Here is a 23,667-nt window from a genome sequence, read left to right as displayed (position 1 = left end):
GCATGGCAGAGATGTGAAAGGCCTGGAAACCCTGTATGTCGATGCCGTGTTCGAGCAGCCGACGGCCGGCGCTTCAGCCCCCCTGCGCCGGTTGCAGCTGGGGCAACAGCCACTGGCGCACCACATACATCGAGCCCTCGGCGCTCAAGTGGCCATCGTCGATTTGCAGCAGCTGGTCGTTGCCGCTCAGGCGCACCAGGCAGCCGCTGGCGTCGCACAGCTTGTCGAGCAGCGAGACGAACTGTACCCGCGCGGGGTCGATCTGGCGGCGGAGGGCCCGGTCCACGTCAAGCAGGTGCCGATCCAGCGCGCGATCCTGAATGTGCGAGGCGTCCAGCCCCCAGTGGCGGTTGGCAATGACGCTGGGCAGCGATGGGCTCCATTGCGGTACCGGCCCGACCAGTACCACCTGGCGTACGCCGTAGCCTTGCAGGCGAGCAGCGATGTCGTTCCATGGGGTGCGGTCGTGGCCGTCCTTCTGCGCCATGACCACGATGCTCGGGCGCAGCCGTTCGATGCTGCGCCAGGCCAGCTCGGTGGCATACACGCAGGCCTGGCCCACGGCGCCCTGTTGCAGGGGCGCGGTGAGGCCGGGCGGGCAGCTGGCCGAGGTCACCTGATAGAACGGCGTGCCCGCTTGCAGTTGCGTGCGCAGTCCCAGCGACAAAGCCTGGGCGTGGGAGTCGCCCCACAGGAACACGCCGCCGGCGCCTCGTCGACGGATGCAGGACTCGTCGATGCCGGACTGGCCGCGCTGGGTGAATGCCGAAAAGGCGTCGCACTTGAGCCAGTACGGCTCGTACAGCTGGTTCTGGCGGTCGGCGTAATCCTGAATGAAGCGTGCGCGGTCGGAGGTGCTGATGCTGCGCAGCGCGGTCACCGCGCCGGCAGAAGCGAAAATGCCGCTGGCGCCGATGAAGGCCAGCAGGGTCAGGGTCGCCAGCGGCGCGGGCTGCAGACGCGGGCCTGCACTGCGGCCACCGGTTTCCACCAGCCGGTAAGAAGCCTGGCCCAGCAGCAGGGCCAGGCCCATGCCGGCCAGCACGCTGAGGGGGTTGTCCAGCCAGCCGGCGTAGTTCATCGCCACCACCACCGGCCAGTGCCACAGGTACAGCGAATAGGACAGCCGGCCCAGCCACTGCGCCGCCGGATTGGCGGTCAGCCAGGAGCCTTGCCGAGCGGCGGCGATCACTGCCCAGGTGCCCAGCACCGGCAGCAGTACCAGGTAGGCGGACCAGCCCTGGCTGGCCTGCATCAGGCCGAAGCCCGCCAGGATCATCGCCAGTCCGGCGCGCTCCAGCCAGCGCTGCCCGCGGGTCGGCAGGCGCAGGGGGAACAGGCAGGCCACCGCGCCGAGCAGCAGCTCCCAGGCACGGGTCGGCAGCAGGTAGAAGGCCGCTTCCGGCCAGCGCGGCGCGGCGAACAGGCACAGCGCCAGGCTGGCCAGGCAGCCGGCGAGGACCCAGCCACGCAGCGCCCGCAGGCCAACCAGGCGTTTGAGCAGCAACAGCGCCAGCGGATACAACAGGTAGAACTGCCACTCCACCGACAGCGACCAGGTGTGCAGCAGCCATTTCTCGTGGGCGTTGGCGGTGAAGTAGCCAGCCTCCCGCCAGTAGACGATGTTGGACACGAAGCCCAGGCTGCTCGCCACGTGCTTGCCCAGCGCGGCGTAGTCCAGCGGCAGCAGGTAGAACCAGCCGCCGACCAGCAGGACCAGGCACAGCACCGCCAGCGCCGGCACGATACGTCGCACCCGTGAGCGATAGAAGGCCACCAGGCTGAAGCGCCCGGTGTTCAGGCCGCGCAGGATGATCCCGGTGATCAGGTAGCCGGAGATCACGAAGAACACGTCCACTCCGGCGAAGCCACCGGGCAGCCAGGCAGGACGGAAGTGGTACAGCAGCACGGCGAGCACCGCCAGGGCGCGCAGGCCGTTGATGTCTTTTCTGAAGTCCATGGGCAGGTGCCGGCAGGTTGGGAGGGGTCAAGGGGTCAGGCGGATGATCTTCGGGTAACGGGTCAGCAGCACCGAGGCGTAGCAGCGCCCGGAGGCGCATTGCCAGTTCTGTTCGGTGGCGATCTCTCCGCGCTCGGCCTGCAGGGTGTCGAGCATGCGCACCGGGCCTTGCACCGGGCCGTGGCTGAGCACCTCGCGTTGCTGCGGCTTGCCGATGGCCCAGGCCACCAGCAGGCGTTGGTCGCCGCGCTGGAAGTACAGCTGGTAAAGGCGTTCGGACAGCTCGCTGGCCTGGGCGTCGAAGGCGAAGTCGCGCACCACCGGGGCGATGGCTTTCATCATGGTCCAGGCCGGCTTGGGCGACAGGTCTTCGGCGAGGATGCCGAAGTTGTGCTCCTGGTCGTGGCGGTCCGGCCCGTCGTTGTACAGGTCGTACCACCACATGCCCTTGACGTTGGGGATGGTCCGCGCCAGAAACCAGATGCGCGCCATGTACAGCGCTTGGGTCATCTCGCTCTTGCCGCAGGGGCCCTGATGGCTGGGCCAGCCCACCTCGGTGAGGTAGATCGGCACGTTGCGCCCAGCCTTGTTGCGCAGGTTCTCTTCGAAGGCGCTGACCCAGGACTGCCAGGCTTCCGGGGTATTGCCGTCGTTGGCCGAGCAGTGCACGTAGGGGTGAATGGACAGGCCGTCGACCTGCTCCAGCGCGCCGCTGACGATCAGTTGGTCGGCGAAGCCGTTGTCCATGCCTTCGGGAGTCACCGCACCCGCCAGAATTCGCGCCTCGGGGCCGGGTGCGCCGCGGGTGTTGGCGCGGATCACCGGCGCGGCCTTGTTCACCAGTGCGGCGTAGTCCAGGGCCAACTGGCGGTCACGGGGCGCCTGCAGGTCCCATTCGTTCCAGATTTCGTAGTAGCTCACGCGGTTGCCCAGTTGCCGGCTGACGTAGTCCACGTAGTTGAGGAACGGCCCGGTGACCTCCGGCGTGCGCGGCTTGGCGTTGTCGTGGAACTGGGTGCTGTAGCCGAGGATGGCCAGACGCTCCAGTTGCAGGCTCTGCGCCTGGCTGAGGTAGCGGCGCCACTGCGGGATGATGCGCAGGTGGTTGCGCGTTGGCTCGGCGGTGGACCAGAACACGTCGTCCTTGACGGCGGTGAAGCCGGCTTCGGCGGCCAGGCCCAAGGGCTGGGCCAACGGTCGCTCGATGTTCATCAGGTGGGTCGAGATGCCGAGGATGAAGGGCGGCGGTTCAGCCTGGGCAGTTTGCAGGGACAAGCCGACCAGCAGTGCCAGGCCGGCTCGGGAGAGCGGGAAGGTCATCAGCGCAAGGCCTCGTAGGGCAGGGGGTGGGGGGCCGCCGCGGAACTCGGCGCAGTCTGTTCGAGGAGTCGGTCGCTGACGGCGTAGCCGATCACCAGCCCGATGAACAGGTTGGCGCCGGCGATCTCGAACATGTCGGTGGTCCAGCCGATCAGGCACCAGCAGAAGCCGATGGACAGCAACATGTGGCCGACCCGGCTGCGGTCGTCGAGCAGGCTGCAGAACATCGGCACTTGCAGGCTGTAGAGCAGCAGGCCCGCTGCGCCGAACATGGCCCACAGGTACAGGGCGCTGTTGTCCATGCCCAGCAGCACACCCGCACCGGGCACCGGGAACAGCGCCATGGTGCTGCCGACCATGCCGAAGCCGGCACCGGTGTAGCCCCAGCCTTCGCGGCTCATGGCGTTGAACAGGTTGGGCCAGGTGTTGTTCAGGCGGTCGTAGAGCGAGGCCAGCGAGCTGCCGCCCTGGCTCACGGTGTGCGCGTCGAAGTCTTGCAGCAGCCCCAGTGCCGGCAGCAGCAGGCCCATGCCCACAGCCAGCACGAACAGCGCGCGGCAGGTCCAGGCCAGGCGCAGGATCAGCAGCAGGCCCAGGGTCAGGGCAAAGGCGCCGGCCGGTGCCTTGCTGGTGGTCAGCACGATGGCCACCAGGGCCGCTGCACAGAGCAGCAGACGCAGCAGCAGGGAGCGGATGAACAGCAGCAGGAACAGGCTGTAGAAGGCGATCAGGTTGGAGAGGATGTTCGACACCCGGGCGAAGCCGGCGACGCGGTCCTGGTCGTCGGCGCTCCAGGCGGTGTTGCCGCTGAGTTCGGTGCTGCCGAGGTTGTAGCTGTAGCCCTTCCACGGCACTTGGCCGTACTTGTCCAGCAGCAGCCCGGCCAGGCTGGCCAGCAGGCACAGGGCAATGCTCCAGCCCAGCAACCGGCGCCGCGCCAGCAGCATCTGGCTGTGCACCAGGCCGAACAGCAGCGGGCTGATGGCGAACAGGCTGAAGGCAAGGTTCTGCAGGCTGGCGCCATGCAGCATGCCCAGCAAGGCCGAGAGCAGCCAGCCCAGCAGGCACAACCAGAACAGCGGCCCGGCGCGCAGACGCAGCAGCGCCAGGCCGAACATCAGCACGCAGGCCGCCTTGGGCAGGTACAGCAGCGGGCCCAGGCCGGCAAGGTCGAGGTAGTAGCGCAGGGCACCGGAGAAAGTCTCGACCACCAACAGGCTGATGGCGACCCAGGTGACCAGCGTGGAAAGGTCGAACGCCAGGATCGACCGGCGGCGGCCATCGGCGCCACGGGCAGGGGATAAGGTCATGTGTTGGCCTTTCGGGCAGATGAACACGGGCTGGCAGGGACGGCAACGCTACCGCCCACCGGCCGCCGGTGCGGACGATGCAGGAAGGGAATCAGGTATGAGCGGGGGTGTCGGGAGCGAAGGCTCCAACGGCGTGACAGGCCTGTATAACAGTCGCTGATGGGCGACCTGTCAAATCCGCCGGGACGAAAAGACCTGCCAGGCACCGCCGTGGTTGCGGCTTATGCCGCGCGCACGGGGTGCCTGGGCCAGGCTTACGGGCAATACTGTTCGCTTAAGCGACATGTGGCCCGGTGGGAGCGGCCTAATTGACCAGTATTGGGCTTACGGGTACTTGCGCTTGTCTGGTGCTGGCGGGAAGTACTGGTACAGCCAGGTCTCGCTGAGGGTGCGGTCGCGGGAGCGGATGAACATGCGCATGTTCACCGGCTCCACCGAATCGCTGTCCGGTACCCAGTCGAAGATCACCCGGTAGCCCTTGATGTCCGGCAGGTACTGGATGTTGAAGTCCTGGGTCTTGCCGTGGGACACGGTGAGCACCGGCTCGATGCCTACGCCCTCGGGCAGGCGGTCGATGCCGCCGCCGTGGAAGTCCACTGCGAAGCGCCGCGCCCAGGTTTTCGGGTAGTGCTCGCCCGGTGCCCAGCCTTCCAGGAAGCCGCCCATGCCCGAGCGGGTGGCGTGGATCTGCGCCAGCGGCGTGCTCACCGGTGGCAGAGCGCTCCAGTACAGCTTGTAGCCATAGTTGAGCGAGTCACCGGCCTTGACCTTGTTCTTCGGCGTCCAGAACACCACGATGTTGTCCATGGTCTCGCCGGTGGTGGGGATTTCCAGCAGGCTGACCTCGCCTTCACCCCAGGCGGTGGTCGGCTCGACCCACAGGCTCGGGCGGCGGCTGTACCACACCACGGTGTCCTGGTAGCTGGCGAAGTCATGGTCGTACTGCACCAGGCCGAAGCCCTTGGGGTCCTTGTCGGCGAAGGCGTTGAACTGCAGCTTGGCAGGGTTGTTCAGCGGTCGGCAGATCCACTCGCCGTTGCCACGCCACATCGACAGGCGGTCGGAGTCGTGCAGTTGCGGGTGGATGCTGTCGCACATGCGGCGCTCGTGGGTGCCGCAGCTGAACATGCTGGTCATTGGTGTCACGCCCAGTTGCTCGATGTCGGCCCGCGCGTTGATATCCGCCTGGATATCCATCACCACCTGGTTGGCCTGGCAGTCGATGTCGAAGCGGTAGGCGCCGGTGGCGCTCGGCGAGTCAAGCAGCGCGTAGACCACGAAGCGCGTGGCGTTCTTGGCCGGCGCTTCGAACCAGAACTTGGTGAAGTCGGGGAATTCTTCCTGGCGCTTGGCGTAGCTGTCGATGGCCAGGCCACGGGCCGAGAGGCCGTACTGCTTGGTGGAGTCCACCGCACGGAAATAGCTGGCACCGAGGAACGAGACGATGTCGTGGACGGCGATTTCCGGCGCCTTGAACAGCTTGAAGCCGGCGAAGCCGAGGTCGCCGGTGACCTTGTTCTTGTCGATGCCGCTGCTTTCGTAGTTGAACAGCTCGTGACGGAAGTGCACTTCCCGCGCGGTCTTGGCCTTGGTGTCGACGCTGTACATGCGCACGGGCGTCTTGAAGCCCATGCCGACGTGGAAGAACTGCACGTCGAGCTGGCCCTTGAGCTCGCGCCACAGGGAATGCTCAGGGTCGTAGCGGATGGCGTTGAACTGCTGCGGCGTCATGTCGGCCAGCACCGGTGGCAGCACCTGCTTGGTGCTCACGTAAGTCTTGCCGGCCAGATCCTTGGCGTGCTTCTTCAACCAGTCGAAGTCGAACGGTTCGCTTTTGCCGTCCGCTGCAGCGGCGAGGGCGCGCGCAGCAAAAAGTCCCGAGGCTGGCAGGGTGCTATAAGCCGCCAGCGCCATCGATGCTTTGAGGAGATTCCTGCGGTTCATAAAGGTGAAGCCTCTGAGTAATTCCGTGCGTCCTGCACAAAAAAATCGCGCCAACGTCTCCTTGCCGAACGCAAACTACCCACAACAGATGCCAAAGACGAGATGCGGTTCGAAAAAAACCTTGGGAAATGCATCTTTCTGAGTCGGGCAGGGCCGCTGCCGGCGCTGTGTGCGGTCATAGGTTTTTCGATGTAACCGCTCTGGATCAGGCCTCTCAGGCTTTTTTCGACTGAGTTGAAAAGACGGCGGGTGCCAGGACCCGCCTTGACGCGATAAAACCTTGCAACAGTTTGAAATCATTTTGATATCAACTGCCTGCGTTCAGGTCCACCAGTAACGCACCAGGTGGAAGAAGATCGGCGCCGCGAAACACACCGAGTCGATGCGGTCGAGCATGCCGCCGTGGCCTTCGATCATGTGGCCCCAGTCCTTCACGCCCCGGTCGCGCTTGATCGCCGACATCACGATGCCGCCGGCAAAGCCCAGCAGGTTGATCAGCAGAGCGATGAAGAACGCCTGCACCGGCGAGAACGGGGTGATCCACCACAGCCCGGCACCGATCAGCGAAGCCAGCAGGATGCCGCCAACGAAGCCCTCGACGGTCTTGGAGGGGGAGAGGTTAGGGGCGATCTTGCGCTTGCCGAACAGCTTGCCGCACACGTACTGCAGCACGTCCGACAGCTGCACCACGATGACCAGGAAGGCGATCAGCAGCAGGTTGCGGCCTTCATAGCCGACGATGTCCAGGGTCAGCAGGGCGGGTACGTACGACACACAGAACACCGCGATCATCAGCCCCCACTGCACCTTGGAGGCACGCTCCAGGAAGTGTTGGCTGTCCCCGCCCAGCGAGGCGAGGATCGGCAGCAGCAGGAACACATAAACCGGGATGAAGATCGAGTACAGGCCGTACCAGTCGATGGCGATCAGCACGTACTGCAGGGGCAGGGCCAGGTAGAACGCGGCCACCAGCGCCGGGTAGTCGCTGCGCCGCGTGGGGGTCAGGGTGAGGAATTCGCGCAGGGCATAGAACGACACCGCGTAGAACAGCAGGATCACGGCGCCATAGCCCAGCCAGAAGGCGATGCCGATGACGATGACCATCACCCACCAGGCGTGGATGCGCGCGTTGAGGTTGTCGATCACCGCGTGCGGGCCGCGTGCCTTGAGCTTGAGCACATGGCCGATCACCGAGGCCAGCAGCAGGATGACGCCGATGCCCATGAACAACAGTTGAGTCTGGTTTTCCATCGTTACTGCTCCGCCGCCAGGGCCAGCAGCGCGTCACGGCTGCGGGCGAGGAATTGCTCTTTGCTTTCGTCTTCACCCAGTTGCAGCGGCGCGCCGAAGCTGGTGGTGCACAGCAGGGGCAGGGGCAGCATGCGGCCCTTGGGCATGACCCGGTTGAGATTGGAAATCCACACCGGCACCAGCTCGGCTTGTGGGTAACTTTTCGCCAGGTGGTAGATGCCGCTCTTGAACGGCAGCAGGCCTTCGTCGGGGTTGCGTGTGCCTTCCGGGAAGATGATCAGTGAATAACCCAGCCCCAGGGCATCGAGCATCGGTTGCAGCGGGTTGGCCTGTTCGTCCTTGCGCGTACGGTCGACCAGTACGCCATGGAACACCCGGTTGATGATGTAAGGGCGCAGCCTGCCGTGCAGCCAGTAGTCGGCGCCCGCCACCGGACGGGTGAAACGGCGCAGCTCACGCGGCAGCGAGGCCCAGAGCAGCACGAAGTCACCGTGGCTGGTGTGGTTGGCGAAGTAGATGCGCTGCGTGGCCTGGGGGGTACAGCCCAGCCACAGGCTGCGGGCGCCGGTCACGCTGCGTGCGCCGGCGGTGATCAATGAGGCGACCAGGGATTCGAGCATTGGATTTCCTTCAATGGAACATGGCGAGCCATGGGTAAATCAGCAAGGTGCCCAACAGCAGCACACACTGCAGGGCCACGAACAGCACCTGTTGGCGCAACAGCTTCAACGCGCCCTGACTGCGTTCGGCCCAGGGGCGGCTGGCCTTGCCCGCCGGTTGCAGGCCCAGGCCGGTCAGCGCCTGGTCCAGCGCCCGGGTGTTTGCCGTCAGGTGCGTGGCGTCGCTGGCCAGGGTCTGGAACAGCTCGGCGTCGAACGCCACGCGCAGCGCGTAGTACTTTTCCACAAGTCCGAGCAGCATCAGGCAGGCCGCCAGCATTGCAACGGGCAGGGCGGGTGTGTTTATCCACAGGGGGACAAGACCCAGCACCACGCTGAGCAGGGTCAGCCCTGTGGACAACTGGTCGAGGGCATGGCCGCGACGCAGCAGGCCGGCAATGATGTGCAGGTGCATGTCAGGGTGCATGGGAAACCTCCGCTGCCTGGCTGCAGGCGCCGAGCATGGCGTGCAGGGCGCGCAGGTGCGGGGCCTTGAGGACCACGCCCGGACGCGCCTGGCGAACCTGCGCCACGGCGTTATCCACAGTGTCGGCGCGCCGGGTATATAGCAGCCAGGCCGCGACGGCGGTGGCGCTGCGTGAATAGCCCAGCGCGCAGCACACCAGAGTCGCGCCGGCATGGCGGGCGGCTTCGATGGCCTGAGCGGCCGCCAGGCATTGCCCGGCGTCTGGGGCCAGCAGATCGAGCTGAGCCAGGCGGTGATAAACGCGTGGCCCCGGCCTCACGGGCAGTTCGGCGCAGATATCCACAATGGCGGCGAAGGGTTGCAGCTCTCGCGCAGCGGGCAGGCGACCCAACCAGAGGTTGTCCACAACCCGGTCGGGGGCCGGCCGTTTTCTTGTCCACAGCCGTGAATTGATCCAGGCACAGAGCAGGTAAGGCGCCAGCAGCCAGCGAACCGCTGGGGATAACTGGCCGTCCTCGCGCTTCTGGAAGCCCTGGGCACCGAACAGCAGGTAGTTGAGCCCCACCATCGACAACGACAAGGCCGGCCACAGCAGCCACAGGCCGGCACCGCCCAGCGCCAGGCCTGTGGCGCCGAGTCCGCTGGCGCCCAGCAGGTAGGTGCCGGCGAGTCGCCAGCGTGCCGCATCGCGGGCCAGGCACATGCTCAGCAGCGGGCTGCGGCCCTGGTCGGGCCACAGCCACACGCAGAACCAGCCGGCCAACGCACCGGTGGGCACGTCGATGAAATGGTGTTGCCAGGTGGTCAGCACCGACAGGCCGATCAACGCGAACCAACCATGCAACAGCCAGCGCCAGACCCTGTGGAAAACTCGCAGGTAGCGCTCGTAGCACACCCAGAGAATCACCAGCAGGGCGATGTGCAATGAGGGTGCCTGATTGAACGGCTTGTCGAAGCCGGCCAGCACGTCGAACAGCCAGCCGAACAGGCCGTCCATGTCCGGGCGCTGGAAGGTGAAGCGCAACGGCCAGAGCAGGAAGCACGACACCGCCAGCAGTTGCGCGCTGAACAGGCGCAGGGCGTGGGTATCCAGTTGGCGACGGGTCAGGCAGGCGAGCAGCGAAAAACCGTAGAGCAGGTCGATGGACCAGTACGGCACGATGGTCCAGGCCCAGAACGGCATATGGCTTTCCCAGGCGAATACCAGGCTGCCGACGTCGCTGCGCTGCGCCGTGTACCAGGTGGCGAAGCCATAGCTGCCAAAGAAGAACGGCGCCAGCAACAGCAGCCAGACGACGGCCCTTTTCCATAGGCCGGGTTCGCGGGCCGGGCTCACGGCAGACGCTGCGCGAGCGACACGCTGAAGATCCCCCATTCGTCGATGCGCTGGGTGATCTTGCGAAAGCCTGCCGCTTCCACCAGTTGGTCCATCTCGGCCTGGCTGCGACGGCGCATCACCCAGGCCTGGCCGCCGCGATGGCTGGTCAGGGCACGGGCGATCAGCTCCAGTTGCGGGTGCCAGGGCTGCCCGGTGTAGACTAGGTAGCCACCCGGTTCCACGGCGGCGGCCAGGCCCGCCAGCGAATCGCCGACCATGCGGTTGCTGGCGAACAGTTCGTAGAGGCCGGAAACCACGGCCAGGGTCGGCTTGGGGTCGAGGGCGGCGAGGTTGTCACGGTCGAAGGCGTCGGCCTTGATGAAGCGGGCAATCTCGTCGAGGTCCAGCTGTTCGATCAACGCGCTGCCCTGCTGAACGTTGAGGTCGCTGTAGTCGCGCAGCAGGATCGACTCGGGCAGCGGTTCGACGCCCTTGAGCGATTCGAGGATGTAGCGCCCGTGGCCGGCGGCGATGTCGACGATGCGCACCGGGCGCTGGGCGTCGCGCAGGCGCTGCATGGCCAGGCGCAGCAGCTCTTCGATGTTCACCTTACGCTGGCGAATGCCGCGCCAGCCGATCGACTCCAGGTAATTGCGGTCGATCAGTCGGCCCAGGCCGCCGCGTCCGGTGGGCTGGTTGCGGTACACGTAGTCCAGGGTGCTGCCGGAGTCGAAGCCGGTATCGAAGCCCAGCTTCACCCCTGCAGACAATGAACTGCCCAGGCGCATGCTGGCTCGGGTCAGGCGCCAGTACAGGTCACGCACCGAGTTGCGCGGCAAGGGCGCGGCGAGGGCTTCGGCCTCGGCGCAGGTCGCACCGACCCGGTCGGCGTCCAGCAGGGCAGGGCGCTGTACGGGTTGCTCGAAGGCGTGCAGGACGAAACGACGGATACGGCTCAGAGCCTGCTCACGGTCGCGCTCGCCCAAGGTGTCGTGGAAGAAGCCCGGCAGGATGTGCTGCTCTTTGTGCAGGCTGCCCAGGCGTTCGAAGAACTGCTCCTGCGGCTTACGGTGGACCACGAAGTCCGCGCCGGAAATCAGCAACTGGGTCGGCACCTGGATGGCCTGGGCATCGGCCACCACCCGTTCGGCGGCTTCGTACAGGCCCAGCAGCACGTTGACCGAAATCGCCTTGGCGATCAGCGGGTCGCTGTCGTAGCTCACCTGGCGATGCCGGTCGTGGGTCAGCAGGCGCGATTTCACATAGCTGTTGACGAAGAAATTGCCCTTCAGCCGACGCAGCAGCGCCAGGCCCTGGCGAGCGAAGGGCACGTAGAGCTTGACCTTGAACGCCGGGGAGGCGAGCACCATGGCGCGTATTCTGGGCGCATAGTCATGGGCCCAGGTGGCGGCGACCACCGCGCCAACGCTCTGTGCCACCACCGCGATGTTGCTGGCCTCGACGCCATGGCTGGCGCCGATGTGCTCGATGAAGGTCTGCAGGTCGCGCACCGTGGTCGCGAAGCTCGGGCTGTCGCCGCGGGCGCCTGGCGACTGGCCGTGGCCCCGCGCGTCCCAGGCGAAGAAATCGAAGCCCGGCAGGTCGAGTTCTTCGACCAGGTGGGCGATACGTCCGGAGTGCTCGTGGCCGCGGTGCAGCAGCACGATGGCCTGGCGCGTCTTGCCCGGCGCCTGACCCATGGCGGGCCAGTGCCGATAGAACAGCTCGACACCGTCGTGGGTGGCGAAATGCAGAGCAATCACGTCGCGCATGCGAACTCCTTATGCCAACAAGATTTCATCGAACCGGGGAGAATTTACTGGGCGGATCCGCTGTCTTCCGCTAGTCCCTGGCGCACCCGGTTGACCACGGTGTAGATCAGCAGGCCTGTGACCACGGCGAGGAGGATATTTATCCACAACGGCGCCAATATTCCGCAGGCCACGCCCGCGCCCAGGACGCCGAAGACGAAGGCGCGGTCGCTTTTGCCCATCGGCCCGTCGTAGCGGCGTGACGCGCCGATCATCGGGCCGAGCACACCGGCGTATTCGCTGACGATGGCCAGCAGGGTGACCAGCACCACCAGTGCCGCGCTGACGCCGGGCAAGAGGGCGAAGGGCAGGAACAGCGCGCTGTCGGCGATGACGTCAGTCAGTTCGTTGAGGTAGGCGCCCAGGCGCGACTTCTGGCCGAACTCCCGGGCCAGCATGCCGTCGATGGCATTGAGCGCCATGCGCAGAATCATCCACGCCGGAATGAGCGCGAAAACCCAGTAGTGCGGGATGCCGGCGGCGACCAGGGCGCCGACCAGCAGTGACACCAGGCACGCGCCCAAGGTGACCTGGTTGGCGGTGAAGCCCTGGTCATGGAGGCGTTGCACCACCGGGCGCAGCAGATTCTGAAAGCGTGGTTTGAGCTGGTAGATAGAAATCAAAGCAGTTCGTCCTTGCAGGGTAGCTGGGCGCATCATCGGCGGATGGCGCCGTTTCGTACAGGAGCAGTTGAAGTAAAACGTGATCCCTTTCCTGTATTGGTGCAGGAAAGGTCTTGTTGACCAGTAGGCTAGCGGTCGTAAGCCGCTCGCATATCTGAACTACCTTTTTCCGATGTGACTGGGTAAGGAGGTTTACTGTGATGCACGCGCAACTTCCGACGGCCTTGCAAGCGCTTCGTCTGCCACTGCGGCTCAAGCTCTGGGACGGTCAGCAGATCGACCTGGGGCCAGACCCCGGTATCACCATTCTGGTCAAGGACCCGCTGCTGGTGTCCGACTTCAGCCACCCGAGCCTCGACCTGCTAGGCAGCGCCTTCGTCGAAGGACGCCTGGACGTCGAAGGGCCGATCAGCGAAGTGGTGCGAGTCTGCGACGAACTGACCAGCGCCCTGGGCGGCCCGGAGGCCGAGCAGGGCGTGGCGCGCCGGGCCCATGACAAGGACCTCGACGCGGCGTCGATTGCCTACCACTACGACTTGTCCAATGCCTTCTACCAGTTGTGGCTGGACCGCGACATGGTCTACTCCTGCGCCTACTTCAAGACCGGCGAGCAAAGCCTGGAACAGGCCCAGCAGGACAAATTCCACCACCTGTGCCGCAAGCTGCGCCTGCAGCCCGGCGATTACTTGCTGGACGTCGGCTGTGGGTGGGGAGGGCTGGCGCGTTTCGCGGCACGCGAATACGGCGCGCGAGTATTCGGCATCACCCTGAGCCATCAGCAACTGGCCCTGGCGCAACAGCGTGTCGAGGCCGAAGGCTTGCAGGATCGTGTCGAGCTGCGGCTGCTCGACTATCGCGACCTGCCGCAGGATGGCCGCTTCGACAAGGTGGTCAGCGTCGGCATGTTCGAGCATGTCGGGCATGCCAACCTGCCGCTGTATGCCCGCTGCCTGTTCGGCGCGGTGAAGGAGGGCGGCCTGGTGATGAACCACGGCATCACCGCCCGGCACGTCGATGGTCGGCCGGTGGGGCGCGGTGCTGGTGAGTTCATCGACCGCTATGTGTTTCCCAATGGTGAGCTGCCGCACCTGGTGATGATCGGCGGGCACCTGAGCGAGGCCGGCCTGGAGATCGTCGACGTGGAAAGTCTGCGCCTGCATTACGCCAAGACCCTCAACCACTGGAGTGCGCGGCTCGAAGCGCATCTGGCCGAGGCCCAGGCTCTGGTTTCGGAGCAGAGCCTGCGCATCTGGCGCCTTTACCTGGCCGGCTGTGCCTATGCCTTCGCCAAGGGCTGGATCAACCTGCATCAGATTCTCACCGTCAAACCCCTGGCCGACGGCAGCCACGACCTGCCGCTGACCCGCGAAGACCTCTATCGCTGAGCCAGGCGCCTCACAGGATGGGCGAGATCAGCCGTGCCACGCGCATGCCCAATTGGTGCAGGCGCCGGGTTTCGCGGCTGTCCTGCACGGTGATCTCCCGAGCCAGCTCGAAGTCGGCGACCAGCATGGCCTCGACCTGGCTGGCGAAGACCGGGTCGACGGTGAGCAGCATGAGTTCGAAGTTGAGGCGGAACGAGCGGTTGTCCAGGTTGGCGCTGCCGATGGCGGTGACTTCGTCATCCACCAGGACCACCTTCTGGTGCAGGAAGCCCGGCTGGTAGCGAAACACCCGCACGCCGCTGCGCACTGCCGCGAAGGCGTAGAGGCTGGATGCGGCATACACCACGTAATGGTCCGGGCGCGACGGCAGCAGGATGCGCACATCGACACCGCGCAGCACTGCCAGGTGCAGGGCGGCCGACACGGCCTCATCGGGCACGAAATACGGGCTGGTGATCCACAAGCGGCGCTGGGCCGAGTGAATCGCTTCGACGAAGAACAGCGAGCAGGTCTCTTGGGCATCCGCCGGACCGCTGGCCAGCAGCTGGCACAGTACCCCGTCTTCGGGAAAGCTGTCGGGCAGGCTCAGCGGCGGCAGTTGGCGGGTAGCCCAGAACCAGTCCTCGGCGAAGCTCTCCTGCAGGCAAGCCACCACCGGGCCGATGACTTCTACGTGGGTGTCGCGCCAGGGTGACAGCGGTGGCTTGAGGCCCAGGTATTCATCGCCAACGTTGTGCCCGCCCAGATAGCCTTTCAGGCCATCGACCACCACGATCTTGCGGTGGTTACGGAAGTTGATCTGGAAACGGTTAAGCCAGCCACCGTGGGTGGCGAAGGCCTTGATCCTCACGCCGCCAGCGCGCAGCTTTTCCACGTAGCTGGCGGGCAGGGCATGGCTGCCGATGCGGTCGTAGAGCACATAGATCGCCACACCCTCGGCCGCCTTCTGCAACAGCAGGTCCTGCAGGCGCCGGCCCAGGTCGTCGTCGTGGATGATGAAGAACTGCACCAGCACCGTTTGCCGGGCCTGGCGAATCGCTTCGAAGATGGCGGCGAAGCTGGCCTGGCCGTTGATCAGCAGGCGCACCTCATTGTTGGCCAGTGCCGGCATGTGCCCCAGGCGCGGCATGGCGCGCAACGCCGCGTAAGCTTCGGAACGCCGAGCGGCTACCGCTTCGTCGATCCAGGGCCGCCAGTTCAGGTTGCTGATGGCGTGCTTCATCTCTTTGTTGGCCAGGCGCCGCGCCTTGATGTAGGCATCGAAGGAACTGCGGCCAAACACCAGGTACGGAATCAGTGTGATGTAGGGAATGAACACCAGCGACATCGCCCAGGCAATGGCGCCCTGCGCAGTGCGTACGGTCAGCAGCGCGTGGATGGCAGCGGCGCTGCCCAGCAGATGAATGAAACCCAGCACATAACCGAAAAAATACGGGCTGTGGTAATCCATGGAGGCTCCTGCATATCGTCATGCCTAACAGACCATAGCAGGCCTTATTTGTCGCTATTCAATTCGTCATGCAACGGCGGCGGGTCTGTGTCGTCTAAGCCACAGCGTGCTGCACGCCGTTATCCGATTGGCCCCACGAGGAATCCCTAGATGAACAAACGCATGTTGGCTTGGATGTTCTGCCTGGCCGCACCAATGGCACAGGCCCAGATGCTGCAACCGGGTTTATGGGAGCTGACCTCCAGCAACATGCAGGTCGATGGGCAGGCGTTGCCAGACATGCAGTTCATGCTGGGGCAGCTGAAGAACCTGCCGCCAGAGCAACGGGCGATGATGGAGCAGGCCATGCAGAAGCAGGGTATTACCCTCGGTGGCCAAGGCGTGCGCTTTTGCCTGACCGAGCAACAGGTGAAGGCTGACGACATCCCGTTGACCGATCCCAAGTCTGGCTGCAACCAGAAGGTCACAGCGCGCAATGGTCAGACCTGGAACTTCCAGTTCAGCTGCCCGCGTGCGCAGGGCACCGGCCAGGCGCAGTTCGTCAGTGATCGCGAATTCACCACCCATGTGAACGGCACTTTCAATGCCTCGGGTAAACAGCAAACCGGCAGTCTCGATACCCGTGCCGTGTGGTTGGGCGCGCAGTGTGGAACCGTCGCGCCGCGCACCTGAAGTGTCGATGTTCCACGTGGAACATTTTCCAGGCGTATCAACGTCTTTGCTCGTGACACCCGGTCAGACGCCCGCAGCTGATGCTGCTGCGGGTGCCCTTGGAGCTGGACACCCGGGTCACGGTAGTCCAACCCACGCGCTGGATAGTACCGATCCAGATCTCGCCGTCTGAGGCCAGCCCGGTAAAGAGAGTCAGCTGCCCGTAGCGGCTGTTGGTCTGTGCCCAGCGTCTTTCATCCGCCGCCTCATAGCCGCGCAGGTAACTGGCGCGGCCCTGCGTCGCGACCGAATAGAAATTACCCAACTCATCGCTGCAGGCCAGCAGGTTCAAGCTGCGCGTGCAGGTGGCCTGGTCGCTCGGCCGAGCCATTCCCATCGCCTGCACCCCGCCGCTGCACAGCAGCATCAAAGTCAGCAAAAACGTCCAGCGCATGCACGAGCCCCTCGTCGGCGGGTTGGCAATTCGGTTTGGTTATAATATAACATTGTCGATGTTCCATGCTCTGTCACCGAGCCAGCAGAGCTCGACGCAGCCTAACCGAATATGCCCCAAGCCTGACTACCCTGATGGTGAGCCCGATGTCGAACTGTTTACCCGTTACCGTCCTTTCCGGCTTCCTCGGTGCCGGTAAGAGCACCCTGCTCAACCATGTGCTGCGCAACCGCGAAGACCTGCGCGTAGCGGTAATCGTCAATGACATGAGTGAGATCAACATCGACGGCAGCGAAGTGCAGCGCGATGTCACCCTCAACCGCGCCGACGAGAAACTGGTGGAAATGAGCAACGGCTGCATCTGCTGCACGCTGCGTGAAGACCTGCTCGAAGAGGTCAGCCGCCTGGCCCGCGAGGGGCGCTTCGACTACCTGCTGATCGAGTCCACGGGCATATCCGAGCCGCTGCCGGTGGCCGAAACCTTCACCTTCCGCGACGAGACCGGGCAGAGCCTGTCGGATATCGCGCGCCTGGACACCATGGTCACCGTGGTCGACGGGGTGAATTTCCTGCTCGACTACCAGGCGGCCGAAAGCCTGGAGAGCCGTGGCGAAACCCTGGGCGAGAACGACGAGCGTTCGATCACTGACCTGCTGATCGAGCAGATCGAGTTCGCCGATGTGATCCTGCTCAGCAAGATCGACCTGATCAGCTCCAGCGAACGCGAAGAACTCATGGCCATCCTGGCGCGGCTCAACAGCCAGGCGCAGATCGTGCCCATGGTCATGGGCCAGGTGCCGCTGGCGACCATCCTCGACACTGGGCTGTTCAACTTCGAACGCGCCGCCCAGGCGCCGGGCTGGCTTCAGGAATTGCGCGGCGAGCATGTGCCGGAAACCGACGAGTACGGCATCGCCTCAACGGTCTATCGGGCGCGGCGGCCCTTTCATCCCGAGCGCTTTTTCAACTTCCTCTCGCGGCCCTGGAGCAACGGCAAGCTGCTGCGCTCCAAGGGGTTCTTCTGGCTGGCCAGCAAGTACCAGGAAGCGGGCAGCTGGTCGCAGGCTGGCGGCCTGATGCGCCACGGCATGGCCGGCCGCTGGTGGCGTTTCGTGCCCCAGGCTCACTGGCCGCAGGATCAGGAAAGCCTTGGCGCGATCATGAAGGAATGGGACCCGGCGAGCGGCGACTGCCGCCAGGAACTGGTGTTCATCGGCCAGAACATCGACTTCGCACACATGACTGCCGAGCTGGATGCCTGCCTGCTCAACGACGAGGAAATGGCGCTTGGGGCCGAGGTCTGGCAGCAGTTGCCCGATCCGTTCGGGGTCTGGCAGACCGCCGAGGAGGCGGCCTGATGCTGGCCAAGGTGCTGCCGGTTAGCGCCACCGTGCGCCAGGTGTGTGGGGATACGCCGGAGGTTCTCGGCGAAGCGCTGCAGGACGGTGTCAACCTGGCGGTCTGGCAACGCCAGCTGCCGGTGCATATCCAGACCTTCGCCGACGCGTTGCTTAACCTTGCCGAGCCGCTCTCCGAATCCATTACCCTGCACACTGCCGCAGGAGAGCGCGAGCCGGACCTCAGCGGCCTGGCTTGCGGCTACGCCGACATCCAGGGTTACGACGGGTTCATCGCCGACGTGAGCTGGCTGGTCAGTGCCTATGCCTGCCTGCTCGGCGCCGAGCAGGTCGGGGTGCGCCTGCGCGCCATGGACAGGGCCATGTGCCCACGCTTTCACGTCGACCACGTGCCCATGCGGCTGATCACCACCTACGCTGGCGTCGGCAGCCAGTGGTTGCGTGAAGCGGACGTGGACCGCACACGCCTGGGCGAGCCGCAGGCAGGCGCTGCCATCCAACAGATCCATTGCGGCGAAGTGGCGTTGCTCAAGGGCGAGCGTTGGACGGGCAACGAAGGTTGCGGGTTGGTACATCGTTCGCCCCCTCTGGAGCGCAACCAGCGGCGTCTGATCCTCACCCTGGACTGGCTGTAGGAGCGGCTTCAGCCGCGAAATGCCCTGATTTCCACAGCAGATGCGGCGATTTTCATGGTCTTTTCGCGGCTAAAGCCGCTCCTGCCCGCTAGGGCGTCTGCCACTGCCCCTGGCTCTGCTGTTCGCAGTAGGGCTTGAGGTACAGCGCATCGCTGGCCACCCCGTAATAGTGGATATGCTCGCGATAAGGCATATTGGCGACTTGCGCGTTGCGGCACACCCCGAAGGCCCCCGCAGGGCAGTGTTCGGCGAAGCTGACGTCGACCTGCTGTCCGACCAGTTGCGGCTTGCAGAAGCCTTCGTTGAACAACTCGGCCGGGATGGAGACATTCTCCTGGCAGACCTTCACGTCCAGGCGTTCGGCCTGGCTATGGACGATACAGGCGGCTGCCTGCACCTGTTGCGAGGCGATCATCGCCAGCGCCATCATCAGGACGGCTGTGCCTCTGAATTGCAAACCTTACCCCCTCGAAGCGAACGCATGCTGCAGAACATTCCTACCCATGTGATTGCCGGCCCCTTGGGCGCCGGCAAGACCAGCCTGATCCGCCACCTGTTGGCCAACAAGCCCGCTGACGAGCGCTGGGCCGTGCTGATCAACGAGTTTGGCCAGATCGGCCTGGACGCGGCCTTGTTGACCACCGGCGCCGATGGTATCGCACTGGGCGAAGTGGCAGGTGGCTGCCTGTGCTGCGTCAATGGTGTGCCTTTCCAGATTGGCCTCGGCCGCCTGCTGCGCAAAGCGCGGCCCGACCGACTGCTGATCGAACCCTCGGGACTGGGCCACCCCGCGCAGTTGCTGGAGCAGCTGCGCCAGGCTCCTTGGCAGGAGGTGCTGCGTGTCATGCCGGCGCTGCTGGTGCTCGATGCCCAGGCCCTGGCCGCCGGCCAGCCGCTGCCCGATACCCAGCGCCAGGCGCTGGAGCACGCCGGTCTGCTGGTTCTCAACAAGTCGGAAGGGCTCGATGCAGCGGCGCGCCAGGCGGTGCTGGCCGCCCTGCCTGAGCGCCCGATGGTCTGGTGCAGCCAGGGGCGCTTGCCGCTGCAACAGCTTCCGGGCCTGCACGTCTCGGCGCTGGAAGCCCCTTCCGCCGCGCCCCTGGCACTGCCACCCAGCCTGCAGGCAGCGGCTGCCCAGTGGTCGCGGGAAGAGCAGCCGGTGGTGCTCAGCCAGGCCAGCGCCGACGGTTGGAGCATCGGCTGGCGTTGGCACCCTTCGCAACGCTTCGACCGCCAGCGCGTGGAGCACTGGCTGGGTGTGCTGAGCTGGCGGCGTGCCAAGCTGGTGATTCACGCTGAAGAGGGTTGGCAGGCGGCCAATGCGCTCGAGGGTGGAGCACTGGCCTGGCAGGCCAGTGAATGGCGGCAGGATTCGCGGCTGGAGCTGATTTTCACCGAGGCTCAGGATGCCGCCGCGCTACAGCGAGGGCTGGCCGGCTGTCGCCTGGGCTGAGGGGTCACTGTTTCCATTTCTGGTGTGACTGGCGCCATTCGTCGAGGCGGATGACCTCGGCGGTGGGCTGGGGTGGCTTGATCTCGAAGGGGTAGGGCGCCAATTCGATTTGCGCGCTGTGCGCACCGAACTGGGTGATGGTGCCGGGGTGGCGCTGCTCGCCGGTCACGGTGAACTCGAACCCGTAGACCCGCGCCAGGCGTTTGTGCCCTTGGGCATCCGCCACCCAGGCCAGGCGCTTGAACGCGACGTTGTCGTCGAGCAGTTCCAGCTCGAGCCGTGCACAGTGCTGCTTGACCCGCGCCAGCGCCTTTTCCCGCAGGCCGTGGGCATGCCAGAGCCATGCTGCAGCGGTGGCCAGCAGCATCAGGACAGAAATATTACCCAGGGTCAGCATGACGGAACGCTCCAGCCGGTGAGCCTAAAGCTTAACTGCGTCCAGCGAGTGTCAGCCAGTGCGCATGCTGCAAAATTTGCATGACTGCACTTGTATAGCGTTAAGGATCGCGGATGAAACGCATCCTGTCCTGCTGGCCAGGTATTACAGCGACTCTTCCTTGATTTCCTGGTAGCGCTTTTCCAGCTCCTGACGCAACTGTCGACGCTGTTGGGCCTGGATGAAACGCCGCTTGGCATCGGGGGTCTGTGGCTCCAGCGGTGGCACACGCACCGGTTTGCGGTTGTCGTCCACCGCCACCATGGTGAAGAAGCAACTGTTGCTGTGCCGCACCGAGCGCTCACGGATGTTCTCGGTGACCACTTTGATGCCGACTTCCATCGAGGTGTTGCCGGTGTAGTTCACCGAAGCCAGGAAGGTCACCAGCTCTCCGACGTGGACCGGCTCGCGGAAGATCACCTGGTCCACCGAGAGGGTCACTACATAGCTGCCGGCGTAGCGGGCGGCGCAGGCATAGGCCACTTCGTCCAGGTACTTGAGCAGGGTGCCGCCATGTACATTGCCTGAGAAGTTGGCCATGTCCGGGGTCATGAGTACGGTCATCGTCAGTTGGGCGTTTCCGGGTTCCATTGCGCATCTCACGGTCAAGGAGGATAGAAAGGCGCCTCGGCTGGCGCTCTGGCCGGCCTCCGATAACGGGGCCGACAGCAGATATCACGACGTCGGGGGAGGGGGTTCCGTCACGCACGGTCATCTATCTGTTTCCATATATTGCACTGGCTTTATGGCGAAGAGTGCAGTGTTACCCTGCAAAACATCTTCGTGCGGGTATTGCCTGCGCATTCAGCGCGATCTCAGGCGTTGCCACGGATTGATCGACACGCTGTGCAGCCTGTCGTGAGGCAGCGTCGCCATGGCCACAAGGAGCACCATCCCCCATGCATGCCGTTGACTTCATCCAGGACCTGGCCGTGATCATGCTGGTGGCCGGGGTGGTGACCATCGTGTTTCATCGCCTCAAGCAACCCGTGGTACTGGGCTACATCGTCGCCGGCTTCCTGATCGGCCCGCACACCCCACCGGTGGGGCTGATCCACGACGAACACACCATCAAGATCCTCGCTGAGCTGGGGGTGATCTTCCTGATGTTCTGTCTGGGCCTGGAGTTCAGCCTGCGCAAACTGTTCAAGGTCGGCGCCACGGCGTTCATCGCGGCGTTCCTGGAAATCCTGCTGATGATCTGGCTCGGCTACGAGATCGGCCAGTATTTCGGTTGGGGCACCATGGATTCGCTGTTCCTCGGCGCGATCCTGGCGATTTCCTCGACGACCATCATCGTCAAGGCGCTCAACGACCTGAAGATGAAGAACCAGCACTTCGCCCAGCTGATCTTCGGCGTACTGATCGTCGAGGACATCCTCGGCATTGGCATCATTGCCTTGTTATCCGGCATCGCCGTCAGCGGTGCGGTCAGCTCCGGCGAAGTGTTTTCCACGGTGGGCAAGCTGTCGCTGTTCATGATCGTCGCCCTGGTCATCGGTATTCTGCTGGTACCGCGCCTGCTGGCCTACGTGGCCCGCTTCGAGAGCGACGAGATGCTGCTGGTCACGGTGCTGGGCCTGTGCTTCGGCTTCTGCCTGCTGGTGGTGCGCCTGGAGTACAGCATGGTGCTGGGCGCCTTCCTGATTGGCGCGATCATGGCCGAGTCGCGCCAGCTGCTGAAGATCGAGCGGCTGATCGAACCGATTCGCGACATGTTCAGTGCCATCTTCTTCGTCGCCATCGGCCTGATGATCGACCCGCAGATCCTCCTCGAATACGCCTGGCCGATTGCGGTGATTACCGTCGCGGTGGTGCTGGGCAAGATGATTTCCTGCGGGCTGGGGGCTTTTCTGGCCGGTAACGACGGGCGTACCTCGCTGCGGGTGGGCATGGGGCTTTCGCAGATTGGCGAGTTCTCCTTCATCATCGCCGGCCTGGGCATGACCCTGCAGGTCACCAGCGATTTCCTCTATCCGGTGGCGGTCGCGGTATCGGCCATCACCACCTTGCTCACCCCGTACCTGATCCGCGCCGCCGACCCGCTGTCGATACGCCTTGCCAGTGTGGTACCGCGGCGGGTCGGGCGGGTGTTCTCCATGTATGGCGAGTGGCTGCGCAGCATCCAGCCCCAGGGCCAGGGCGCCATGCTGGCCTCCATGATCCGGCGGATTCTGCTGCAGGTGGGCGTCAACCTGGCGCTGGTCATTGCGATCTTTTTCTGCGGTGGTTATTTCGCCGCGCGCATCGGCGTGTACATGAGCGAATGGGTCGCCGATGTCGGCCATCAGAAGGCCTGGATCTGTGGGGCGGCGCTGTTGCTGTCGCTGCCGTTTCTGATCGCGGCCTATCGCAAGCTCAAGGCCCTGTCGATGCTGCTGGCCGAGATGGGCGTCAAGCCGGAAATGGCAGGGCGCCACACCGCCAGGGTGCGCAAGGTGGTGGCTGAAGTGATCCCGCTGGTGTCACTGGTGGCCATCTTCATCCTGCTGGCCGCCCTGTCGGCCAGCATCCTGCCGACGCTGGAGTTGCTGGTGGTGATCCTGCTGGTCGCGGCCGTGGTGGCTGCGCTGCTGTGGCGCTGGTTCATCCGCGTGCATTCACGGATGCAGATCGCCCTGCTGGAAACCCTGGGCAACAACCAGGATTCGCCAGGGCACTGACTTTACCGGGCGACGACGCTGGCCAGGAACTCAGCTTTCCAGCCAGACGTCGCGGGCCCAGTGCCAGACCGATTCCCAGCTTTCGTCGATGACCAGTTCCTCTTCGCCAGACCACAGCACCACGGTGCCGTCTTCTTCGACGCAATAGTAGTCGTCACCGTCCTGGCACAGCGGCACCAGGTCGCGCGGCACACCGGCGTCCCAGGCATTGGCCGCCACTTCGGGCAGGTAGGTGTGTGACTGCGGGTCGGTCACGGTGACCGGCTCGAGGCTGCCGTAGACCACGTCGCTGACCAGCAGCAGGAACTCGCGCAGGCCGACCGGCATGTTGATCAGCAGCTCCTCTTCGATCTCGACCAGCAGGTCTTCGTCGGGCAGTTCGAGCGCCACCGGTACTGGTTCATTCTTTTCACGCAATTCTTCGATGACTTCTTCCACGGCGGGATCCTCTGAGCTAAACGACGCGGGTTATACAGTAGCCGAAAGCCGCTTTCAAAATAACTGTCCGAACGGGTAACAAAAAACCCCGGAACGAGTCCGGGGTTTCGATCATGGCGAT

The 23,667-nt window shown here is 64.7% G+C and carries 22 protein-coding genes; 6 read left to right on the top strand and 16 right to left on the bottom strand.

From position 1 onward, the window contains the following. Nucleotides 1-73 precede the first annotated feature (73 nt). From RRX38_RS15950 to RRX38_RS15905, 10 genes are all read right to left on the bottom strand, one after another. Nucleotides 74-1,960 (bottom strand): acyltransferase family protein, encoded by a 1,887-nt coding sequence (locus RRX38_RS15950; protein WP_315959880.1) that lies wholly within the window; start codon nucleotides 1,958-1,960, stop codon nucleotides 74-76. 27 nt (nucleotides 1,961-1,987) lie between these two features. Continuing rightward, the gene (locus RRX38_RS15945; protein ID WP_295471837.1) at nucleotides 1,988-3,280 is read right to left on the bottom strand and encodes a hypothetical protein; all 1,293 of its coding nucleotides are present in this window, start codon (nucleotides 3,278-3,280) and stop codon (nucleotides 1,988-1,990) included. Then, on the bottom strand, nucleotides 3,280-4,590 hold the full coding sequence (locus tag RRX38_RS15940) for a hypothetical protein (protein ID WP_315959879.1): 1,311 nt from the start codon (nucleotides 4,588-4,590) through the stop codon (nucleotides 3,280-3,282). The genes RRX38_RS15945 and RRX38_RS15940 overlap by 1 nt, the downstream gene beginning before the upstream one ends. A gap of 324 nt (nucleotides 4,591-4,914) precedes the next feature. Next, nucleotides 4,915-6,534: a glucan biosynthesis protein D gene (locus tag RRX38_RS15935; protein WP_315959878.1), complete on the bottom strand. Its 1,620-nt coding sequence runs from the start codon at nucleotides 6,532-6,534 to the stop codon at nucleotides 4,915-4,917. Nucleotides 6,535-6,855: 321 nt separating this feature from the next. Beyond that, on the bottom strand, nucleotides 6,856-7,785 hold the full coding sequence (locus RRX38_RS15930) for a phosphatidate cytidylyltransferase (protein WP_315959877.1): 930 nt from the start codon (nucleotides 7,783-7,785) through the stop codon (nucleotides 6,856-6,858). Between the two features lie 2 nt (nucleotides 7,786-7,787). Continuing rightward, nucleotides 7,788-8,405: a lysophospholipid acyltransferase family protein gene (locus RRX38_RS15925; protein ID WP_295471828.1), complete on the bottom strand. Its 618-nt coding sequence runs from the start codon at nucleotides 8,403-8,405 to the stop codon at nucleotides 7,788-7,790. Nucleotides 8,406-8,415: 10 nt separating this feature from the next. Further along, complete coding sequence (locus RRX38_RS15920; protein ID WP_315959876.1) at nucleotides 8,416-8,871, bottom strand: hypothetical protein; 456 nt, start codon at nucleotides 8,869-8,871, stop codon at nucleotides 8,416-8,418. Continuing rightward, nucleotides 8,861-10,207: a phosphatase PAP2/dual specificity phosphatase family protein gene (locus RRX38_RS15915; RefSeq protein WP_315959875.1), complete on the bottom strand. Its 1,347-nt coding sequence runs from the start codon at nucleotides 10,205-10,207 to the stop codon at nucleotides 8,861-8,863. Before RRX38_RS15915 ends, RRX38_RS15920 begins: the two co-directional genes overlap by 11 nt. Beyond that, on the bottom strand, nucleotides 10,204-11,961 hold the full coding sequence (locus RRX38_RS15910) for a bifunctional alpha/beta hydrolase/class I SAM-dependent methyltransferase (protein ID WP_315959874.1): 1,758 nt from the start codon (nucleotides 11,959-11,961) through the stop codon (nucleotides 10,204-10,206). Before RRX38_RS15910 ends, RRX38_RS15915 begins: the two co-directional genes overlap by 4 nt. Before the next feature lie 44 nt (nucleotides 11,962-12,005). Beyond that, the gene (locus tag RRX38_RS15905; RefSeq protein WP_315959873.1) at nucleotides 12,006-12,623 is read right to left on the bottom strand and encodes a CDP-alcohol phosphatidyltransferase family protein; all 618 of its coding nucleotides are present in this window, start codon (nucleotides 12,621-12,623) and stop codon (nucleotides 12,006-12,008) included. A gap of 200 nt (nucleotides 12,624-12,823) precedes the next feature. On the opposite strand from RRX38_RS15905, the gene cfaB reads away from it, so the two are divergent. Continuing rightward, nucleotides 12,824-14,008, top strand: coding sequence for a C17 cyclopropane fatty acid synthase CfaB (gene cfaB / locus RRX38_RS15900; RefSeq protein ID WP_315959872.1), 1,185 nt, complete (start codon nucleotides 12,824-12,826; stop codon nucleotides 14,006-14,008). A 10-nt stretch (nucleotides 14,009-14,018) separates the two neighbouring features. On the opposite strand, the gene cls is transcribed toward cfaB, so the two are convergent. Then, nucleotides 14,019-15,458, bottom strand: coding sequence for a cardiolipin synthase (gene cls / locus RRX38_RS15895; protein ID WP_295471814.1), 1,440 nt, complete (start codon nucleotides 15,456-15,458; stop codon nucleotides 14,019-14,021). Between the two features lie 150 nt (nucleotides 15,459-15,608). On the opposite strand from cls, the gene RRX38_RS15890 reads away from it, so the two are divergent. After that, the gene (locus RRX38_RS15890; protein ID WP_315959871.1) at nucleotides 15,609-16,130 is read left to right on the top strand and encodes a DUF3617 domain-containing protein; all 522 of its coding nucleotides are present in this window, start codon (nucleotides 15,609-15,611) and stop codon (nucleotides 16,128-16,130) included. A gap of 37 nt (nucleotides 16,131-16,167) precedes the next feature. On the opposite strand, the gene RRX38_RS15885 is transcribed toward RRX38_RS15890, so the two are convergent. Next, nucleotides 16,168-16,536 carry a glutamine synthetase gene (locus RRX38_RS15885; protein ID WP_315962691.1) on the bottom strand — a complete coding sequence of 123 codons (369 nt, stop codon included), beginning with the start codon at nucleotides 16,534-16,536 and terminating at the stop codon, nucleotides 16,168-16,170. A 173-nt stretch (nucleotides 16,537-16,709) separates the two neighbouring features. Between RRX38_RS15885 and zigA the strand changes: the two genes are divergently transcribed. Together zigA and RRX38_RS15875 are read left to right on the top strand one after the other, a co-directional pair. Beyond that, the gene (gene zigA, locus RRX38_RS15880) at nucleotides 16,710-17,921 is read left to right on the top strand and encodes a zinc metallochaperone GTPase ZigA (protein WP_315959870.1); all 1,212 of its coding nucleotides are present in this window, start codon (nucleotides 16,710-16,712) and stop codon (nucleotides 17,919-17,921) included. Beyond that, complete coding sequence (locus RRX38_RS15875; RefSeq protein ID WP_315959869.1) at nucleotides 17,921-18,556, top strand: DUF1826 domain-containing protein; 636 nt, start codon at nucleotides 17,921-17,923, stop codon at nucleotides 18,554-18,556. The genes zigA and RRX38_RS15875 overlap by 1 nt, the downstream gene beginning before the upstream one ends. An 88-nt stretch (nucleotides 18,557-18,644) precedes the next feature. On the opposite strand, the gene RRX38_RS15870 is transcribed toward RRX38_RS15875, so the two are convergent. Then, on the bottom strand, nucleotides 18,645-18,971 hold the full coding sequence (locus RRX38_RS15870) for an NADH:ubiquinone oxidoreductase (RefSeq protein ID WP_410524830.1): 327 nt from the start codon (nucleotides 18,969-18,971) through the stop codon (nucleotides 18,645-18,647). Nucleotides 18,972-19,037: 66 nt separating this feature from the next. Between RRX38_RS15870 and RRX38_RS15865 the strand changes: the two genes are divergently transcribed. Then, a complete protein-coding gene (locus RRX38_RS15865) occupies nucleotides 19,038-20,009 on the top strand; it encodes a CobW family GTP-binding protein (RefSeq protein WP_315959867.1) in 972 nt (323 codons plus the stop codon). A gap of 4 nt (nucleotides 20,010-20,013) precedes the next feature. Here the strand turns inward: RRX38_RS15865 and RRX38_RS15860 are convergent, their stop codons facing one another. After that, complete coding sequence (locus tag RRX38_RS15860) at nucleotides 20,014-20,406, bottom strand: DUF3301 domain-containing protein (RefSeq protein ID WP_295471799.1); 393 nt, start codon at nucleotides 20,404-20,406, stop codon at nucleotides 20,014-20,016. Nucleotides 20,407-20,550: 144 nt separating this feature from the next. Continuing rightward, complete coding sequence (locus RRX38_RS15855) at nucleotides 20,551-21,036, bottom strand: acyl-CoA thioesterase (protein ID WP_295471796.1); 486 nt, start codon at nucleotides 21,034-21,036, stop codon at nucleotides 20,551-20,553. A 308-nt stretch (nucleotides 21,037-21,344) separates the two neighbouring features. Between RRX38_RS15855 and RRX38_RS15850 the strand changes: the two genes are divergently transcribed. Continuing rightward, complete coding sequence (locus tag RRX38_RS15850) at nucleotides 21,345-23,108, top strand: cation:proton antiporter (RefSeq protein WP_295471794.1); 1,764 nt, start codon at nucleotides 21,345-21,347, stop codon at nucleotides 23,106-23,108. Between the two features lie 30 nt (nucleotides 23,109-23,138). On the opposite strand, the gene RRX38_RS15845 is transcribed toward RRX38_RS15850, so the two are convergent. Continuing rightward, the gene (locus RRX38_RS15845; RefSeq protein ID WP_295471792.1) at nucleotides 23,139-23,546 is read right to left on the bottom strand and encodes an SMI1/KNR4 family protein; all 408 of its coding nucleotides are present in this window, start codon (nucleotides 23,544-23,546) and stop codon (nucleotides 23,139-23,141) included. Between the last annotated feature and the right edge of the window lie 121 nt (nucleotides 23,547-23,667).

Source organism: Pseudomonas sp. DTU_2021_1001937_2_SI_NGA_ILE_001, from assembly GCF_032463525.1.
Lineage (GTDB): Bacteria > Pseudomonadota > Gammaproteobacteria > Pseudomonadales > Pseudomonadaceae > Aquipseudomonas.
The sequence above is the reverse complement of the archived record's forward strand: the minus strand, read 5'-3'. Positions and strand labels throughout refer to the sequence as shown.

What these genes read in the sequence shown, in the direction of transcription:
- RRX38_RS15950 (WP_315959880.1), bottom strand. Translation starts at nt 1,960, where the DNA reads ATGGACTTCAGAAAAGACATCAACGGCCTGCGCGCCCTGGCGGTGCTC.
- RRX38_RS15945 (WP_295471837.1), bottom strand. Translation starts at nt 3,280, where the DNA reads ATGACCTTCCCGCTCTCCCGAGCCGGCCTGGCACTGCTGGTCGGCTTG.
- RRX38_RS15940 (WP_315959879.1), bottom strand. Translation starts at nt 4,590, where the DNA reads ATGACCTTATCCCCTGCCCGTGGCGCCGATGGCCGCCGCCGGTCGATC.
- RRX38_RS15935 (WP_315959878.1), bottom strand. Translation starts at nt 6,534, where the DNA reads ATGAACCGCAGGAATCTCCTCAAAGCATCGATGGCGCTGGCGGCTTAT.
- RRX38_RS15930 (WP_315959877.1), bottom strand. Translation starts at nt 7,785, where the DNA reads ATGGAAAACCAGACTCAACTGTTGTTCATGGGCATCGGCGTCATCCTG.
- RRX38_RS15925 (WP_295471828.1), bottom strand. Translation starts at nt 8,405, where the DNA reads ATGCTCGAATCCCTGGTCGCCTCATTGATCACCGCCGGCGCACGCAGC.
- RRX38_RS15920 (WP_315959876.1), bottom strand. Translation starts at nt 8,871, where the DNA reads ATGCACCCTGACATGCACCTGCACATCATTGCCGGCCTGCTGCGTCGC.
- RRX38_RS15910 (WP_315959874.1), bottom strand. Translation starts at nt 11,961, where the DNA reads ATGCGCGACGTGATTGCTCTGCATTTCGCCACCCACGACGGTGTCGAG.
- cfaB (WP_315959872.1), top strand. Translation starts at nt 12,824, where the DNA reads ATGCACGCGCAACTTCCGACGGCCTTGCAAGCGCTTCGTCTGCCACTG.
- cls (WP_295471814.1), bottom strand. Translation starts at nt 15,458, where the DNA reads ATGGATTACCACAGCCCGTATTTTTTCGGTTATGTGCTGGGTTTCATT.
- RRX38_RS15890 (WP_315959871.1), top strand. Translation starts at nt 15,609, where the DNA reads ATGAACAAACGCATGTTGGCTTGGATGTTCTGCCTGGCCGCACCAATG.
- RRX38_RS15885 (WP_315962691.1), bottom strand. Translation starts at nt 16,536, where the DNA reads ATGCTGCTGTGCAGCGGCGGGGTGCAGGCGATGGGAATGGCTCGGCCG.
- zigA (WP_315959870.1), top strand. Translation starts at nt 16,710, where the DNA reads ATGTCGAACTGTTTACCCGTTACCGTCCTTTCCGGCTTCCTCGGTGCC.
- RRX38_RS15875 (WP_315959869.1), top strand. Translation starts at nt 17,921, where the DNA reads ATGCTGGCCAAGGTGCTGCCGGTTAGCGCCACCGTGCGCCAGGTGTGT.
- RRX38_RS15870 (WP_410524830.1), bottom strand. Translation starts at nt 18,971, where the DNA reads ATGATCGCCTCGCAACAGGTGCAGGCAGCCGCCTGTATCGTCCATAGC.
- RRX38_RS15865 (WP_315959867.1), top strand. Translation starts at nt 19,038, where the DNA reads ATGCTGCAGAACATTCCTACCCATGTGATTGCCGGCCCCTTGGGCGCC.
- RRX38_RS15860 (WP_295471799.1), bottom strand. Translation starts at nt 20,406, where the DNA reads ATGCTGACCCTGGGTAATATTTCTGTCCTGATGCTGCTGGCCACCGCT.
- RRX38_RS15855 (WP_295471796.1), bottom strand. Translation starts at nt 21,036, where the DNA reads ATGGAACCCGGAAACGCCCAACTGACGATGACCGTACTCATGACCCCG.
- RRX38_RS15850 (WP_295471794.1), top strand. Translation starts at nt 21,345, where the DNA reads ATGCATGCCGTTGACTTCATCCAGGACCTGGCCGTGATCATGCTGGTG.